Annotated in this window: 12 protein-coding genes; 4 read left to right on the top strand and 8 right to left on the bottom strand. The window is 70.5% G+C overall.

What is annotated here, in order from left to right; genetic code table 11:
- Nucleotides 1–52: 52 nt before the first annotated feature.
- A complete protein-coding gene (locus IF64_RS0112980) occupies nt 53–1063 on the bottom strand; it encodes an o-succinylbenzoate synthase (RefSeq protein WP_084705823.1) in 1011 nt (336 codons plus the stop codon).
- Between the two features lie 76 nt (nt 1064–1139).
- Here IF64_RS0112980 and IF64_RS0112985 point away from each other — a divergent pair, with 76 nt between their 5' ends.
- On the top strand, nt 1140–1718 hold the full coding sequence (locus tag IF64_RS0112985) for a type 1 glutamine amidotransferase domain-containing protein (protein ID WP_030532341.1): 579 nt from the start codon (nt 1140–1142) through the stop codon (nt 1716–1718).
- Between the two features lie 11 nt (nt 1719–1729).
- Here the strand turns inward: IF64_RS0112985 and IF64_RS0112990 are convergent, their stop codons facing one another.
- The 3 genes from IF64_RS0112990 to IF64_RS0113000 form a co-directional block, all read right to left on the bottom strand.
- A complete protein-coding gene (locus tag IF64_RS0112990) occupies nt 1730–2635 on the bottom strand; it encodes a DUF72 domain-containing protein (protein ID WP_030532342.1) in 906 nt (301 codons plus the stop codon).
- Between the two features lie 15 nt (nt 2636–2650).
- Nucleotides 2651–3394 carry a DUF4253 domain-containing protein gene (locus IF64_RS0112995; protein WP_030532343.1) on the bottom strand — a complete coding sequence of 248 codons (744 nt, stop codon included), beginning with the start codon at nt 3392–3394 and terminating at the stop codon, nt 2651–2653.
- Nucleotides 3395–3528: 134 nt separating this feature from the next.
- Nucleotides 3529–5175 (bottom strand): DNA repair helicase XPB, encoded by a 1647-nt coding sequence (locus tag IF64_RS0113000; protein WP_030532344.1) that lies wholly within the window; start codon nt 5173–5175, stop codon nt 3529–3531.
- A 190-nt stretch (nt 5176–5365) separates the two neighbouring features.
- Between IF64_RS0113000 and IF64_RS0113005 the strand changes: the two genes are divergently transcribed.
- Nucleotides 5366–8788 carry a nitrate- and nitrite sensing domain-containing protein gene (locus IF64_RS0113005; RefSeq protein ID WP_051757801.1) on the top strand — a complete coding sequence of 1141 codons (3423 nt, stop codon included), beginning with the start codon at nt 5366–5368 and terminating at the stop codon, nt 8786–8788.
- 4 nt (nt 8789–8792) lie between these two features.
- Here the strand turns inward: IF64_RS0113005 and IF64_RS0113015 are convergent, their stop codons facing one another.
- From IF64_RS0113015 to IF64_RS0113030, 4 genes are all read right to left on the bottom strand, one after another.
- The gene (locus IF64_RS0113015) at nt 8793–9644 is read right to left on the bottom strand and encodes an ABC transporter ATP-binding protein (protein WP_030532345.1); all 852 of its coding nucleotides are present in this window, start codon (nt 9642–9644) and stop codon (nt 8793–8795) included.
- A 73-nt stretch (nt 9645–9717) separates the two neighbouring features.
- On the bottom strand, nt 9718–10482 hold the full coding sequence (locus IF64_RS0113020) for an ABC transporter permease (protein ID WP_246134786.1): 765 nt from the start codon (nt 10480–10482) through the stop codon (nt 9718–9720).
- Between the two features lie 59 nt (nt 10483–10541).
- Nucleotides 10542–11309: an ABC transporter permease gene (locus tag IF64_RS0113025; RefSeq protein ID WP_030532347.1), complete on the bottom strand. Its 768-nt coding sequence runs from the start codon at nt 11307–11309 to the stop codon at nt 10542–10544.
- Between the two features lie 4 nt (nt 11310–11313).
- Complete coding sequence (locus IF64_RS0113030; protein WP_030532348.1) at nt 11314–12339, bottom strand: ABC transporter substrate-binding protein; 1026 nt, start codon at nt 12337–12339, stop codon at nt 11314–11316.
- A 615-nt stretch (nt 12340–12954) separates the two neighbouring features.
- On the opposite strand from IF64_RS0113030, the gene IF64_RS27665 reads away from it, so the two are divergent.
- Together IF64_RS27665 and IF64_RS0113040 are read left to right on the top strand one after the other, a co-directional pair.
- The gene (locus IF64_RS27665; protein WP_084705824.1) at nt 12955–16305 is read left to right on the top strand and encodes a nitrate- and nitrite sensing domain-containing protein; all 3351 of its coding nucleotides are present in this window, start codon (nt 12955–12957) and stop codon (nt 16303–16305) included.
- A 3-nt stretch (nt 16306–16308) separates the two neighbouring features.
- The gene (locus tag IF64_RS0113040; protein WP_030532350.1) at nt 16309–16767 is read left to right on the top strand and encodes a roadblock/LC7 domain-containing protein; all 459 of its coding nucleotides are present in this window, start codon (nt 16309–16311) and stop codon (nt 16765–16767) included.
- Nucleotides 16768–16842: the final 75 nt, after the last annotated feature.

The raw sequence follows: 16842 nt of genomic DNA on the forward strand, positions 1-16842 counted from the left end.
GTAGCCACCTCCGCTCGGGTCTCCCACGGGGCGGCGCCGGCGCGCCTGCCGGTCAGGCCGAACCGTCGGCGAGTGCACCCACCCGGCGGAGCCGTTCACTCCACCACTGAGCCGTGTCGGTGTCCGCGGCGTGCTGGTCGACCAGGTCCGGCTCGGGGGCGGTGCGGGGCACGGGCAGTCGTCCGTCCACAGGGGACAGTGGATTGCTCGTGACGTCACCGGTGAGCAGGCTCGCCGTGCCCAGGCCGCAGGCGAAGTCGAGGGAAGGGAGCGCGCCGGCGAGAGCCAGTCCGGCCGCGAGGCCGACGCTGCTGTCCACCGCCGACGACACCACGCACGGCAGCCCGCACGCCTCCGCGACCTGAAGGGCGCGTCGCACCCCACCCAGTGGGGCGGCCTTGAGCACGGCGACGTCCGCGGCTCCCGCCACGGCGACCCGCAGCGGGTCGTCCGCCCTGCGGATCGATTCGTCGGCGGCGATGCGCACGTCGACCCGGCGGCGGACCGCGGCCAGGTCCTCCACGGAAGGGCACGGCTGCTCGGCGTACTCGAGGCCGTGGGCGGCACGGTCCAGCTCGCGCAGTGCGGTGACGGCTTCGTCGACGTCCCAGGCGGCGTTTGCGTCGACGCGGATCGCACCGCCGGGCCCCAGCGCGTCCCGGACCGCCTCGACGCGGCGGCAGTCCTCGGTCGTCGAGGACCGCGGATCGGCCACCTTCACCTTCGCCGTGCGGCAGCCGGATGCGGCCACCAGCTCGTGGGCCCGTTCCGGCGACACGACGGGCACGGTCGTGTTGACCTCGACCGTGTCGCGTACCGGCTCCGGCCAACCCTCGGTGACGGCCTCCCGCGCGGATGCCAGCCACGGCACCGCGTCGGCGTCGCCGTAGTCGCGGAACGGGCTGAACTCGCCCCAACCGGCAGGGCCGCGCAGCAGCACACCCTCCCGCACCGTGATCCCACGGAAGCGGTTGTGCAGGGGCAGCGCGAACACGATCGGCCGGTGGAGCGCGGGCCGGCCGCTCCCGGCCGCGGCGTTGTCGAAGGACGTCACGAGAGTCATTGTCGTCACGTCGACCACGAGTTTCGGCACGGGTCGGCGTGGGGTATGCGCGAGAGGAACCGACTGGAGAGGAGTGATGAACGTGACCGGCAGCCTGAGTGGTCGTCGAGTCGCCTTCCTGGTCGCACCCGAGGGTGCTGAGCAGGTCGAGTTGACGCAGCCGTGGAAGGCGGTGCAGGACGCCGAGGGCCTGCCCGAGCTCATCTCCTTCGAGCACGGCGACGTACAGGCGTTCAACCACCTGGACAAGGCCGACGTCTTCCGGGTCGACAAACCGGTTTCGGAGGCCTCGGTGGACGACTACGTCGGCCTGGTGCTTCCCGGCGGTGTGGCCAACCCGGACCTGCTGCGCACCGATCGGGCTTCGGTCGACTTCGTGGCGCAGTTCTTCAGGGCGAACAAGCCCGTCGCGGCGATCTGCCACGCACCGTGGACGCTGATCGAGGCCGACGTGGTGCGGGGCAAGCGCATGACGTCGTACCCGAGTCTGCAGACCGACCTGCGCAATGCGGGCGCGGACTGGGTCGACGACGAGGTCGTCGTCGACAACGGACTGGTGACCAGCCGTAATCCGGACGACCTGCCCGCCTTCTGCAGGAAGATGGTCGAGGAGCTGGCCGAGCAAGCCGAACACGGTCAGGCCGCGCACGCCTGACCGGGCAGGGATCAGACACCGGCGTCCGGTGGTGTGATCGCGGCACCCGCGTTGCGGGCGAGCGTGATCGCGTCGCCGGGCGCCTTCGCTTTGCGATCGTTGTCGAAGTAGACGAACACGTCGCGGCTCCGCCTGCGCGCCGCGGGTGCCACCGTGTGATCCGAGCGTGGCGACCGTCCCGACCGCCACGCCAGCACTTTGTCCGCCCACTCGGCGAGTTCGGAGTCGGGATAGCCGCTGGCGTAGAGCTCCTCCGCGCCGTGCAGTCGTACGTAGACGAAGTCGGCCGTGACGTCCTCCAGGCGGGGCCATTCGCCCGCGGAGTCGGTGACGACGAGGCCGATGTCGTGCTCGCGGAGCAGGTCGACCGCCTCGGCGGTGGCGAAGCTCGGGTGGCGTACCTCCAGCGCATGCCGCACGCGCCGGTCGCGTTCCACCGACGTGTGCGGGGCGAATCGAACCGTGTTGTGATCGCGGGCCAGTTCGGCCGCCGCGCCGGTGCTGCGGGGCAGTTCGCCGAAGAACCCGCTCAGCAACTCGGCGTCGAACGCCGTCCGCGCGGGCAGCTGCCACAGCACCGGGCCGAGCTTGTGCTCCAGGGCGAGCACGCCGGAGGCGAAGAAGTTGGCCAGCCCTTCGGTGACGTCGCGCAGCCGCTTCATGTGCGTGATGAACCGGCCGCCCTTCACAGAGAACACGAAGTCGTCGGGCACCTGCTCGAACCAGGACCGGTACCGCTCCGGCCGCTGCAGGGAGTAGAACGAGCCGTTGATCTCGACGGTGTTCAGCCTGCGTGAGAGGTACTCCAGTTCGCGGCGCTGCGGCAGACCCTTGGGATAGAAGGTGCCGCGCCAGGGCGGGTAGACCCACCCCGACGTGCCGATGCGGATGTCGCCCTTCGTTCTGCCGGCGCCCATACCTCCAGGCTGGCATCACTCCCACCAGAACGACCACAGCCGCGCCCCGACGAGCCCGGCGCCGACGTCACCCAGCGTCCCCGGCTGGGCGCTGAACTGGTCGAGGCAGAACGCCCGGTGCTCGGCGGCGAGCAGTTCGGCGCGGTGGCGGGTCTTGGGTGGCGCGGCCACCGACAGGTGCAGCGCGTCGTAACCGACGGCGAGCAGCACGGCTCCGAACCGGTCCTCCCAGCTGCGCAGCACCGTGGACAGCAGGTCGGCGTGTTCGGTCGTGCGGAGCATGCCCTGCCACCCCAGCGCGGCCGGGACGTCGGCGGGGCGGTCGACCTCGGTGATGCCGAGGCGGTAGCGGCCGCCTGCCACCAGCCGCGATCCGGTGTTGCCGGCTTCGGCGAGCGGATCGGACCGCAACGGGGACCTCCTGGCCAGCCCGGGGAACGCCGCGCCGACGGGTTCGAGACACGTGCCGTCGCAGCACGGCCCGCGCCACCACGACGCGAGGATGTCGGCGGGCTCGCAAGCGCCGATGAGGTCGTCGGTGGGGGCACTCCACGGGCGGTCGTCGATCCAGTCCTGGCCGGACGCCTCGAAGCGCGGATCGTGCGGGATCAGCACGGGCCAACGGCCGGTGCGCGGGAAGGCCGCGACACAGCCCAGGTACAGCGCGGGGTCGGTGATCGGATCCTCGGACACCCACAACCCGTGGTGCATACGGCCGGGCGGGAGGGTGAGCGGGGTGGTGGTCGTCGGCGTGTTCATGCATCGAACGCTAGTTCGACCCACCGACAGTTCCGGGTCGGCTCCGGCGCCACCGGTTTGCACTTCACTCGAACGGATGGTCGAGTTAAGTGCCGCCAGGGTGGCCAGTGCCGCCAAGGCCGCCGTGGCGGTACTTACAGGGGACGGAGCAGGTCGTCGGCGTCGATGATGCGGTAGGCGTAGCCCTGCTCGGCGAGGAAGCGCTGCCGGTGGGCGGCGTAGTCGGTGTCGACGGTGTCGCGGGAGACGACCGAGTAGAAGTGCGCCTGGCGGCCGTCCTCCTTGGGTCGCAGCAGCCTGCCGAGCCGCTGGGCCTCCTCCTGCCGCGAACCGAACGTGCCCGACACCTGGATCGCCACCGACGCCTCGGGGAGATCGATCGAGAAGTTCGCGACCTTCGAGACCACCAGCTTGGTGATCTCGCCCTTGCGGAACCGATCGAACAGGGCCTCGCGTTCGGCGTTCTTCGTCGAACCCTGGATCACCGGTGCGTCGATTGCCGCCCCCAGCTCCTCCAGCTGGTCGAGGTAGGCGCCGATCACGAGGGTCGGCTGGTCCTGGTGCGAGTCGACGATGTTGCGGATCACCGAGGTCTTCGTGTGCGCGGTCGCCGCCAGGCGGTAGCGCTCCTCGGAGTCGGCGGTGGCGTAGGCGAGCCGTTCGCCCTCGGTCAGCGTCACGCGCACCTCGATGCAGTCGGCCGGAGCGATCCAGCCCTGCGCCTCGATGTCGCGCCACGGCACGTCGAAGCGCTTGGGTCCGATCAGGGAGAACACGTCACCCTCACGGCCGTCCTCGCGCACGAGGGTCGCGGTGAGGCCGAGCCTGCGCCGCGACTGCAGGTCGGCGGTCATGCGGAACACCGGCGCGGGCAGCAGGTGCACCTCGTCGTAGATCACCAGGCCCCAGTCGCGCGAGTCGAACAGCTCGAGGTGCTTGTACTCGCCCTTCGACTTACGGGTGATGACCTGGTAGGTCGCGATGGTGACCGGCCGGATCTCCTTCTTCTCGCCGGAGTACTCGCCGATCTCGTCCTCGGTCAGCGAGGTGCGTGCGACGAGCTCGCGCTTCCACTGCCTGCCCGCCACGGTGTTGGTGACCAGGATCAGCGTCGTGGCCTGCGCCTGTGCCATCGCGGCCGCGCCGACCAGCGTCTTGCCCGCACCGCACGGCAGCACGACGACACCCGAGCCGCCCGCCCAGAACGAGTCGGCCGCCTGCCGCTGGTACTCGCGCAGCGACCAGCCGTCCTCGTCGAGGGCGATGGGGTGGGCCTCGCCGTCGACGTAACCGGCCAGGTCCTCGGCGGGCCAGCCGACCTTCAGCAGTGCCTGCTTGAGCCTGCCGCGCTCGGAAGGGTGCACCGCCACGGTGTCCTCGTCGACCGCGACCCCGAGCATCGGCTTGATCTTCTTGTTGCGCTGCACCTCGGCGAGCACGGCGCGGTCGGTGGTCGTCATCACCAGGCCGTGTGCCGGGTGGTTGTGGATCTGCAACCTGCCGAAGCGGCCCATCGTGTCGACGATGTCGATCAGCAGCGGCTGCGGCACGGGGAAGCGCGAGTAGGTGGTGAGTGCGTCCACCACCTGCTCGGCGTCGTGCCCAGCGGCGCGTGCGTTCCACAGCGCCAGCGGCGTCACGCGGTAGGTGTGCACGTGCTCGGGTGCGCGTTCCAGTTCCGCGAACGGTGCGATCGCGATCCGCGCATCCTCTGCCTGGTCGTGGTCGACCTCGAGCAGCACGGTCTTGTCCGACTGGACGATCAGGGGGCCATCACTCACGCCTCCCTTTATACGTTCCTCGTCCGACAGGTTGGGCCGTCCGGTGAGAGGCTGGCGCTCATACTGGAGCTTGACCCGGCGACGCAATACCATCGCCCGGCGTAATACGCGCCACCGGACGGTGTGGATCTTGGTCCCCCGGTCGTGGCTACCATCCGAGTGTCTCTCGCGTTGACATGAAGGAAGTCAGTTGCCCCGTCGCAGCCAGGCCCCCAGGGATGAGGCGGCGGACATCGAGCGCTCGGGAGGGCGTTGGCGACTGCGCAACTGGCGGCTGAGAACCCGCCTGCTCGTCGCGCTGCTCGTGCCCGTCGTGGCGATGCTGGTGTTCGCGGGGCTGCGGGTCGAGGGCAATCTGTCGAGCGCGCACGAGTACGCGCAGGCCACCGAGCGGGTGCGGGTCGACGACACGGTCGCCGCCCTCGTGCACGAACTCCAGCGGGAGCGCGATCTCACGGTGCGCTACGTCGCGGGCGGCAGGCAGGGCCCTGCCGGTGACGTGATGCAGCAGCGCCAGGTCGTCGACGACGCGCGGGGCGAGTTCGACAAGGCCTTCACCGCGGCGCGGCCCGAGCTGCCCGCGCAGGCGATCGGGTCGTTCGAGCAGTGGGAACGCAGACTCGAAGGGCTGACCGACGCCCGGTACGCGGGCGAGCACTCCCAGCAGCCGCCGGGTCAGGTCCTGACGGCCTACAACGAGCTGATCGCCGGCCTGCTCGACATCGGCGACCAGGCCGCCATCGACACCGCCGACCGCCAGCTCGCGCGCACCTACCTGGCCGCGGGCGCGGTCGCACGCGTCAAGGACGCCCTGTCGATCCGCAGGGCGCTGGTGGCCGAGGCCCTCGCGGCGGGTGCCCACGACGAGCAGCGTGGAAGGGCTCTGGCCGGAGCCGAGGTGCAGGTCGACGACGCCCGCCGCGACTACGCCAAGTTCGCGACGTCGGCCCAGCGGCGCCTGCTCGAGGACACCCTCGCCCCGCGGGTCGAGGAGACGAACCCGACGGCGGGTGCGGTGCTCGACGGCGATCTGACCGCGGATCCGCGGTCCTGGGATCAGCAGGCCACGCAGGCCGTCGACGCGGCGAAGGAGGTCGAGGACTCCCTGCGCGACGAGGTTCGCGAGCGCTCCGACGCGCTGGCCTCGTCGACGCGGTCGCACGCCGTGATCGACGGCGCGGTCATCCTGGGCGTGCTGATCCTCGCCGGGTTGTTGGCCGTGGTCATCGCACGGTCGCTCGTGCGGCCGCTGCGGACCCTGCGCACCAGTGCGCTCGACGTGGCCCACTACCGGCTGCCCGAGGCCGTCAAGGGCATCCTGACCGACCCGGACCCGAAGCCGGAGGACGCGCACCGGCGGTCGGTCGAACCGGTGCCGGTGTACAGCAGGGAGGAATTCGGCCAGGTCGCGCGGGCGTTCGACGCGGTGCACGGGCAGGCTGTGCGGCTCGCGGGGGAACAGGCGATGCTGCGCGAGAACGTCAACTCGATGTTCGTGAACCTGTCGCGGCGCAGCCAGGACCTCGTCGAGCGTCAGCTCACCGTGCTCGACCGGATGGAGGAACACGAGCAGGACCCCGACGTGCTGGGCGGGCTGTTCGAACTCGACCACCTGGCCACGCGGATGCGGCGCAACAGCGAGAACCTGCTCGTGCTCGCGGGCCAGGACGTCGGCAGGCCGCTGCCGGGAGCCGTCGCCGCCGAGGAGATCATCGGTGCCGCGCTGTCGGAGGTCGAGCACTACCAGCGCATCAACGTCGCCGCGACGCCGCAGATCGGCGTCCGTGGTGACATCGTCGGCGACCTCGTGCACGTCATCTCGGAGCTGTTCGAGAACGCCACCGACTACTCGCCTGCGGACACGCCCGTGTCGGTCGTCAGCGCCGTCACGCAGGACGGCGAGTGGCGCATCGACATCACCGACCGCGGCGCGGGCATGCCCGAGATGGAGATCCGGAGGGCCAACGCGCGGTTGTCCGAGGTGCCGGACGTCGACGTCGAGGTGTCGCGCCGGATGGGGCTCTACGTGGTCGCCCGGCTGGCCCGTCAGCACGACATCCGGGTGTGGTTGTCGGCCGCCGAACTCGTCGGACTGACGGCGACCGTCGTCGTGCCCTCCGCACTGATCACCAGGGCCGACGAGTTGGCGAGCGATTCGCCGGTCGCGCTCGAGGACGCGGAGGAACCGGACCGGCAGCAGGCCCGTTCCGTCGTGTTCGGCCCGGAGCCGGTTCGTCCGGCGCGCACGGCTCTGCCTTCGGAGCCGGAGCCGTCCGAACCGCTGGCGCCCGCCGGCGAGCCGGAGCCGTCCGAACCCGCGCAGGTGCCGGCCGAGATCGCGGAAGCAGGTCTCGTGGACGCAGACCCGGCCGAGCACCGCCCTGAACCGGAGTTCGAGCCGGACGTCTCCTCGGAGGTCGCCCGGCCGGAGCCGCTGGCCGAGCCGGCTCCCGAGTCCGAGCCGTCGCCTGCCGCCCCGACCGAGGCCGAGGAGGCCGCCATGGAGACACCGGTCCGGCCGCGGGAGCCCGAAGCCCCGCTGCCGCGCCGTCGCACGCGTGCGCAGGAGGCGGCGCGTGGAGCCGGCGAACCGGCACCGGACGAACGGGAGACCGAGGAGATCCGGCTGCCCACACGCCCGCCGCGGCTGCGTTCGGCGGCCCCGCCGCGGGACGAGCCGACGACGGAGGAACTGCCCCGGGTCGTCGGCTCCCAGCACGAGATGCCGCCCGAGCCAGCCCGACCCGCCGAGCCGGCCGACCCCGAATCGAGGCCCGAACCAAGGCCCGAATCGAGGCCGGAACCCGAGCCCTGGGCCGAGCTCGGGACCGAGCACCACTCCGAGCTGGGCCGTGATGCGGATGCCGGCCGGGCCGCGACCGCACCTCGGGGTGTCGCCGAGCCCGCCCGCGTGCGCCCCAGCAGGGAGCCCGAACCGGACCCGGCCGAGCAGACCGACGTCTCCGGATGGGGGCCGGGCCCCACCTGGCCCATGCGGGACGACGACGAGCGTTCCCGCGGTGGCGCCGAGCAGCCGGACAGCCGTGCCGCCGCGCAGGCCCCTCGGCCACCCGCACCCGCGCAGCAGGCCCCTGCGCGCCAGGACGAGGGCCTCTCCGCGGACGACGACCCGGACGGCGTGGACGCGCCGACCGACCGGATGGCCGCCTACCAGCGGCTGGTCACGCGCTGGTTCGATCCCGACGCCGAGGTGCAGGACTGGTTGTCGGAGGTCGCGGCAGTCACCCCCACCGGTGACCACAGCCAGGAACACCGCGGCGAGCGGAACGGGTCGGTCCCGGGTCGGGCCACCGACGGCCGCACGCAGCAGGCCTCTCGCGCCGACCGTGCAGCCGCCGACCGCGTAGCCGACCGTGGCCCGGCCGAAGGCCTCCCCGCGAACGACACATCCGCGAACGACACATCCGCGAACGGCGCGGCCGCGAACGGGGTTCCGGCGCCCGGCACCCCGGCCGGCGCGGGCGACGACATCCACCCACGTCCCGCGGCCGACGATCCGACGTCGATCGACCGCTCACCCGAGGCGATCCGCAGGCGAATGGCGAGCCTGCAACAGGGCACGGCCCAGGGCCGGCACGCCAGGAGCCGCTGACGGTTCACGTGTCGGCGGTCGTCAGCTCCGAATCCGCCGAACCGGCCGAATCCGCCGAACCCTCACCCGCCTGCTCGGCCTCGGCGGTGCGCTGTGCACGGGGGCTCTGCAGCAGACGGGCCACCTCGCCGCGCAGAGCGACGAATCGTTCGGACTCCCGCGTGGTGATCTGATCGCGCTCGGCCGGCAGGTCGATCGACAGGTCCGCAACGATCGAGGCGGGCGACTTCGACAGCACCAGCACACGGTCGGCGAGGTAGACGCTCTCGTCGATGTCGTGGGTGACCAGCAGGATCGTGCTGCCCAGGTCGCGCTGCACGGTGCGGGTCAGGTCCTCGAGCTCGCCGCGGGTCTGCGCGTCGACGGAGGCGAACGGCTCGTCCATGAGCAACAGGGCGGGCCTGCCGACGAGCGCGCGGGCGATCGACACGCGCTGCTGCATGCCGCCCGAGAGCTGCCACGGGAACTTCTTGCCGACACCCGCCAGCCCGACCGCCTCGAGCACCTCGGCGGCACGCCGGGTGCGTTCCGCCTTCGACACCTTCTGCCAGCGCAGCGGGAACTCGACGTTCTTCGCCACGGTCAGCCACGGGAACAGCGAGCGGCTGTAGTCCTGGAACACCACGGCGAGGTCGTCGGGCACGCCGGACACCTCGTCGCCGTGCAGCCGCACGGAACCGCCTGTCGCCTCGATGAGCCCGGATATGCAGCGCAACAGGGTGGACTTGCCGCATCCGGACGGGCCGACGATGCACGCCAGCTGTCCGGCCTCGATGGAGAACGTCAGGTCCTGCACGGCGACGTGCGCGCGCTCGCCCTGTCCGTACTGGTGGGTGAGCCCGGAAACCTCGAGCATGGTCGACACGGTCGGCCTCCTACGGGATGTGTCGAGCGGTGGGTCGGACAGCCGTGGGTCAGACAGCGGTGGGTCAGACGTCGTCGCCCCGACCGGGTTGCCAGCCGAGGACGAGCCGTTCGATCGCGAGCAGCAGTGTGTTGAGCAGGTAGCCGATCGCGCCCAGCATCAGCACCCAGGCCCACATCACGGCATATTCGGAGTTCAGCTGCGAGGCCGCAAGTTCCTTGCCGATGCCGCTGCTGCTGACGATCTCGGCCACGACCATCAGCAGGATCGCGATCGACAGGCTCAGCCGCAGGCCCGCGAAGATCTTCGGCATCGCGGCAGGCAGCACGATCATGCCGATCCAGTACCGCCGCGGGGTGCCCAGGCTGCGGGCGGTGTCGACCTTCACCGAGTCGACCGACCGCACACCGTCCACCGTGTTGATCACGATCGGCCACAACGTGGAGAACACGATCGCCGCGATGCGCATGTCCGGACCGGCGCCGAACAGCACGATGAACACGGGCATCAACGTCACAGGCGGGATCGACCGGAAGAACGAGATCAGCGCCCCGAAGTAGTCCATCGCCCACGGCGACCTGCCCAGCGCGGTGCCGATCACCACGCCCACCACCGAGGCGAGCGCCCACGAACCGAGCGCGAGCAGCAGGCTCGGCAGGATGGCGTCGAACACCGCGTCGCCGAGGAACAGGTGCGAGGCCGGACCGGACAGCAGCAGGTCGACGGCGGCCCCGAGGATCTCGGTCATCCGCGGGAAGTAGAAGCTGTCGGCCGCGCCCGCGACCAACTCCCACGTCACGAGCGCGACCACGAAGACCGACCAGGTCATCGCGGTTGAACCGAGGAGCGCCCGGGCGCGGTTCGACCGCGTCGGTGTCGTCGTGGCCATCACGCGGCCCTTTCCTCTGCGTCGGCCCAGCGGAACAGCCACCTGCCGGTCGCCTCGAGCGCGGCGTTGATGCCCCATCCGGCCAGGCCCGCGAGCACGGTGCCCGCCATGACCTGGTCGAGGTATCCGCCGTTCTGGCCCATCATCAGGATGAATCTGCCCAGCCCGATCTCCGAGCCCGCGATGTACTCGACGCTGATCACCGCGATGAGCGCGATCGAGGCCGACACGCGGATGCCGGTGAAAATGAACGGCGCGGCGTGGGGCAGCGCCACCCAGGTGAGCATCTGCCTGCGGTTGGTGCCGGACGCGCGGGCCGAGTCGAGCAGCACCGGGTCGATCTCACCGAAGGCGTAGACGGTGTTGAACAGGATCGGCCACACCGCGGCGTACACGGCGAGCGTGATCTTGGCGTCCGGTCCGCTGCCGATGGTCACCATGACGAGCGGGATCAGGGCGACCGCCGGGATGGGGCGCAGGAACTCGATGAGTGCGCGGCTCGCGGACTGCAGCACCGGCACGTTGCCGAGCACGAGCCCGAGCGGTACGCCGATGAGGATCGCGATGCCGAGCGCCAGCAGCCACGCCAGCAGGGTCGCGATCACGTCGCGCAGGAATCCCTCGTCGCCGAGCAGGTCGACGAGCGCGAGCGCGACGTCGCTGACCGGCGGGATCCAGTGGGCGGGCAGCAGACCGGCCTGCACGGCGAACTCCCAGACGAGGAAGAACCCGAGCAGGCCGGTCAGACTTTTCGCGAATGTGCCCACGCCGTTACTCGGAGGCCGAGTCGTCCGACGAGTCCGGAGCGATGATCATGTCCTTGACGTCGATCTTCTTGGAGATCGCGTCGCGTTCGAGCATGAGGTCCGGAACCCGCTGGATGCGCTCGGGGTCGAGGCTGCTCTCGAAGGTCAGCAGCGTCGTGAGCGGTGCGAGGTCCTTCTCGATCTTGGCGTGCTCGACGAGCAGCGGGTCGATGACCTTGGTGCGGTCGGCGGTCTCGGCCTCGTCGCTGGCCTTGACCATGGCGCGCTGGAAGGCGGCGACCGTCTTGGGGTTCTCCTTGGCGAACTCGGCGGTCGTGCCGTAGCCGGCCATCGGAAGGTCCTTCAGCGGGCCGGTCATCGGGTCCCACCGTGCCTCGGCGCCGAAGTTCTGCTGGTTCATGGCGATGAACGGGTCGGGCATGAACGCGGCGTCGAGGTCGCCCTTCTCGAGCAGTGCGGCCATGTCACCGAAGCCCATGTGCTGCCAGTTGACCTTCTCGAGGTCGACGTCGTTGGTCTCGGCCCACGCCTTGGTGAGGATGTCGGCCAGCGTGCCCTCTGGCGTGACGCCGACCTTCTTGCCCTCGAGGTCCTTCGGGTCCTCGAGCTGCGAGTTCTTGGGCACCATGATCGCGTTGGACTTGGGCGCCGCGGACGAGGCGTCCGCGATCAGCTTGAGGTCCATCGAGCCCTTGTCCTGCTCGGCGAAGAAGCCGGTGTAGCCCGAGTAGATGATGTCGGCCTCGCCGCTCTGCAGCTTGGCGAAGCCCTTGTCCGCGCTGTCCACGAGGACCGGGTTGACCTCGAGACCCTCGTCGGAGAAGTAACCCTTCTCGTTGGCGAGGTGGAACGCGGCGAGGTCGATGGTGCCCTGGATCGACACGTTGATCTTGGACTTCTCGACCTGGGCGTTGCCACTGTCCTCATCGTCGGAGCCACCGAGCAGCCCGCAACCACTGATCGAGGCGAACACGGCGAGGCCGGCGGCGAGTGCGGTCAGGCGCCGGCCGCGGCGTAATGATGGACGCAAGGCAACTCCTCGTGGGACTGGACATTCGCGGTTGGATGCGACCGGCCTGCCACGATCCAGTTGTTCGGACCTGCGGCCTCCCGGGCGGCGGTCCCACTGTATTAACCGCGCAAAGCGATCACAACGGGTGCTCAACACGAAAGGATGGGTGGCGCAGGTCACCCTCCCGGCAGCGAGTTGGATTATGAAACACTACGGACGGTGTTCTCGCTGCTCGAGTTCACAGAGGTAGAAGTGAACGCTTAGTAACAGGATGGTGGGTTTCTTCCACTTCTGAGCTAAGAGGGTTACGTGTTCACGGGACGTTCGCTACTCTCTGCCTCTACTTACTCGGGAATCGGGTTCCACGCTCACTGAACTGAGTGTCGAACAGTGTCGAGGGGTGGATTCCCGCGACGGGATGAAGACCGTCGTCAGGTGTCAGCGCCTCGGCGGATGGGACGAGCACTCATCCGGGGGCGTGGTGGCCGGCGCGTGCACTCACGGCAGCCGGCGATCGGTCCGGCGACCGATCGCCATCGGTGTGGCTGGCGGCTCGGTACCCGGGGCCGGCACGAGAAGGTCCCGGTCGGGATGGCCAATCGGTAGGAGTCGCAGGGCTCGAACTTTGGGAGTGTGCTCGTAGTGCTCGACGAGAAGGCGGAGGAAGGGCAGGCCGGCGGCGACGGCCCCCAAGGCCCGGCCGCCGAGGCGGCCGCCTCCCCGTCGACCCGCGAAGGGTCCGGTAACGGCGGCTCCGGACGCGGCCTGCGCAACTGGCGGCTCCGATCGAAGCTCGCACTGATCCTCATCATCCCGACGATCACCGCGCTCGTGCTCGGTGCCCTGCGGGTGTACGAATCGCTGGACCGTGCCGACCAGCTCCGCCAGACCGCGGACCAGGTGCAGCTCGCCGACCAGATCAGCAACGTCGCGCACCACCTCCAGAGCGAACGCGAACTCGCCGTGCTCAAGCTGGGTGCTCCCAACCCCAACGACGCGCGCAGGGCGGGCCTGTTCGAGGCGCAGGTGGAACAGACCGACCGCGCCGTCACCCGACTGGGTGGAATGGCGTCCGACCTCACCGTCGACGACCCGGCGATGCAGGCCCGCTACGAAGCGGGTGTCGGCAGGCTCGAGGCCCTCGACTCGATGCGCCAGGCGGTCTCCGAGGGGCAGATGACCCCGCGGACGCTCCTCGACCGTTACTCCCTGCTCATCACCACGCTGGTGCAGCTCGACCGTGAGGTCACCACGGCGATCAGCGACCAGGAACTGCTCCGCGACAGCAACGCGATCCACGCGCTGTCCGAGGCGAAGGAGTACATCTCCCTCGAAGGCGCGATCGTCTCGCTCGCCGCCCAGTCCGGCGACTTCCCGCAGTACCTGCTCGACGACGCCAAGAACGCCACGGCGAGCGGCGACTCCGCGATCGACGACTTCCACGCCTACGCCTCGCTGGAACAGCGGCAGTTCTTCACCGACACCGTCGCGGGCACCGAGCTCGACCGCAGGCAGATGCAGCGTGACCAGGCCTACGCCCGCGTCGAGCGTGGCGAGCCGCCGGCACTGAACGAGCAGGAGTTCACGAACGACGTCTCGGTCTCCCGCGACAAGTACCGCGAGGCCGAGTCGGGTCTGCTCGACGAACTCGAGTCGGAGTCGGCGGGGCTGGCCGACTCGGCGACCTTCTCGGCCTGGCGCGACGCGGCCATCGTCGCGGTCGCCCTCATCGCCGCACTGGCGTTCATGCTGTGGGTGTCGCGCCTGATGCTCGCGCCGCTGCGCACCCTGCGGGAGAATGCGCTCGAGGTGGCGTACGTCCGGCTGCCGGAAACGGTCCGCCGGATCCTGGCCGACCCGAACCCGATGGAGGCCTCACGGCAGGCGATCTCCCCGGTGCCGGTCGAGACCAAGGAGGAGATCGGCGAAGTCGCCCGGTCGTTCGACGTGGTGCACGAACGCGCCGTCCGCATGGCCGCCGAACAGGCCCTCCTGCGCGAGAACGTCAACGGCATCTTCGTCAACCTCTCGCGGCGCAGCCAGCGCCTCGTGGAGCGCCAGCTCGGCGTCATCGACAACCTCGAGTCCGACGAGCAGGACCCGGACCAGCTGGCGCACCTGTTCGAGCTCGACCACCTCGCCACCCGGCTCCGGCGCAACGGCGAGAGCCTGCTGGTGCTCTCGGGTGCCGGCCTGTCGAAGTCGATGACCAAGCCGGTGCCCGCCGCCGACGTCGTGGGTGCGTCGGTGTCGGAGATCGAGCAGTACGCGCGGGTCGAGGTCGGCGGCGTTCCGGACGTGGCCGTGCACGGGCGCGCCGTCAACGACCTGGTGCACCTGCTGGCCGAGCTGCTCGACAACGCCACCTACTTCTCCGAGCCCGACACGAGGATCAGCGTGCGGGCCGCGGTGACGCGCAAACGTTCGCTCGCCATCCAGATCACCGACCGTGGTGTGGGCATGAGCGAGCAGCAGTTCGCCGAGGCCAACGAACGGCTCGCCGACCCGCCGGACCTCGACGTGTCCGTGACCAGGCGCATGGGCCTGTATGTGGTGGCCCGCCTCGCCCAGCGGCACGGCATCGACGTGCGGCTCAGGGAGAACGAGGACATCGAGGGCGGCGTCGTGGCCCGTGTGGTCGTGCCGCGTGAACTGCTCACCGAGGTCGAGGCCCCGCAGGGCGGCGGTGTCCCGCCCGCCCGCCCCTCGCAGCACAACGGCTCCTACGCCGGCGTGCCCGCCGCGGCCGAGCTGCCGATGCGCAGGCTCGACGGCGGCGAGGCCGAGCAGGGTGCGGCGCAGGGTGGTGCCTTCGACGCGGCCCAGCCCGTCGACGAGAACCGCTGGCCGGGTGTGGAGGACGTGCCCGAGGACGCCTCGGCGCTCGACTACCTGGCGAACGATCCCGACTCCGTCCGCGGCGGCGACCAGGCCACGACCGTCATGCCCGCCATGGGCCAGTCCGGTCAGGGCGGTCAGTCCGGGCAGGGAGCCGACGACGACGAACAGCCCGGCCTGACGCCGCTCGAACAGCCGATCAGCCTCGACGACCTCGTGGGTGGCGGCAGCAAGGCGGCGGGCCCGTTCGTCAGTCCCGCGCAGCAGGAGCCGGACGACCTTCCCAAGCGCACCCCGGGTGCGAGCACCGGCGGCACATCGGCGCCGGGACAGCCCGCGTGGCCGCGGCAGGCAGAACCCGCGCAGCCGTCGCCGCAGCCCTCGCCACAGCCGTCGAACGGCGGAACCACCGGCGGTAACGGAACCGGTACGGTGCCCGGGGACAACCCGCTCGCGCTGCCCACGCGCGAGCCGCGATACGTGTCGCCGGAATCGGCGACAGGGGCCGACCCGTCGCAGGGGGCGACGGGCCAGAGCGCCCACGGTGCCGCGGGAGCGGCGCAGACTGGATCCGACGGTGCCGCACTGGAGGAAGAGGCGCCGACGAAGCGGCTGCCGATCTACCAGTCGGTACTGTCGCGGTGGTTCAGCGAGGAAGAAGACGTGCCGGAGGCAGGGGCCGGCGACGAGACCGACGATGCCGCGGCAGGGTCCGCGCGCGCCGGCGCTTCCTCCGGTGGCGCCTCCGCCGGGGGAGTACAGGAGGACTGGCGGAGCGTGTCGGACACCGGTTGGGAAGCGGCACAGTCGCTGCTCGAGCCGAAGGGCGAGGAGATCACGACGGCGGGCCTGCCGAAGCGTGTGCCGAACGCCTATCTCGTGCCGGGCTCGGTCACGGAGGCCGGTGGCGGTGGCGATACGTTCGCCGGCGCGTCCGCGTCGCCCCCGAGCGCGCCCGCAGCCGTCGAGAAACCGGCCGTCTCCCGGTCGGCCGAGGCGGCCAGGAACCGCATGGCCGCGTTCCAGCGCGGTTTCACCAGCGGCCGGCACGCACTGCGGGAACAACCGGAAGAAGGCACACACCAGGCTGGGTCGGGTGGATCGGACCGATCGACCGACAACGGCGTTCACGGGGCGAAGGAGTAAGAGTTGACACGCGCTGGTTCGATGCAGCCGGGTACGCCCCGGCAGGGCAACTCCGGCCAGGCCGGGAGCTTCTCCTGGCTCATCACGGACTTCGTGCACCGGGTGCCGGGCGTCGCGCACGCCGTGGTCGTCTCCGCGGACGGTCTGTTGCTGGCCTCGTCGAAGGGGCTGCCCAAGGACAGGGCCGACCAGCTCGCCGCGGTGGCCTCGGGACTGACGTCCCTCGCCCGCGGTGCGGCGCAGGTCTTCGAGGGCGGCCCGGTGGCCCAGACCGTGGTCGAGATGGCGAACGGGTTCCTGTTCCTCATGTCGGTGTCCGACGGATCCTGTCTCGCCGTGCTCGGTGCGCCGGACAGTGATATCGGTTTGGTCGTGTACGAGATGACCTTGCTCGTGGACCGAGTCGGACAGCAGATGACGCCCGAACTGCGCGCGCAGCTGCAAGGCAGCACGCGCAGGTGAGCTCACCACCGAGAACGCATGGCGCAGAGTTAGTCGATGACGTATCCGCCGACAGTGAGCACACACCGAGGAGAC

It is taken from the genome of Prauserella rugosa (assembly GCF_000719975.1).
GTDB lineage: Bacteria > Actinomycetota > Actinomycetes > Mycobacteriales > Pseudonocardiaceae > Prauserella > Prauserella rugosa.

Excerpts from the sequence above, each read along its gene's own strand:
- IF64_RS0112980 (WP_084705823.1), bottom strand. The coding sequence starts at position 1,063 with ATGACTCTCGTGACGTCCTTCGACAACGCCGCGGCCGGGAGCGGCCGG.
- IF64_RS0112985 (WP_030532341.1), top strand. The coding sequence starts at position 1,140 with ATGAACGTGACCGGCAGCCTGAGTGGTCGTCGAGTCGCCTTCCTGGTC.
- IF64_RS0112990 (WP_030532342.1), bottom strand. The coding sequence starts at position 2,635 with ATGGGCGCCGGCAGAACGAAGGGCGACATCCGCATCGGCACGTCGGGG.
- IF64_RS0112995 (WP_030532343.1), bottom strand. The coding sequence starts at position 3,394 with ATGAACACGCCGACGACCACCACCCCGCTCACCCTCCCGCCCGGCCGT.
- IF64_RS0113015 (WP_030532345.1), bottom strand. The coding sequence starts at position 9,644 with ATGCTCGAGGTTTCCGGGCTCACCCACCAGTACGGACAGGGCGAGCGC.
- IF64_RS0113020 (WP_246134786.1), bottom strand. The coding sequence starts at position 10,482 with ATGACCTGGTCGGTCTTCGTGGTCGCGCTCGTGACGTGGGAGTTGGTC.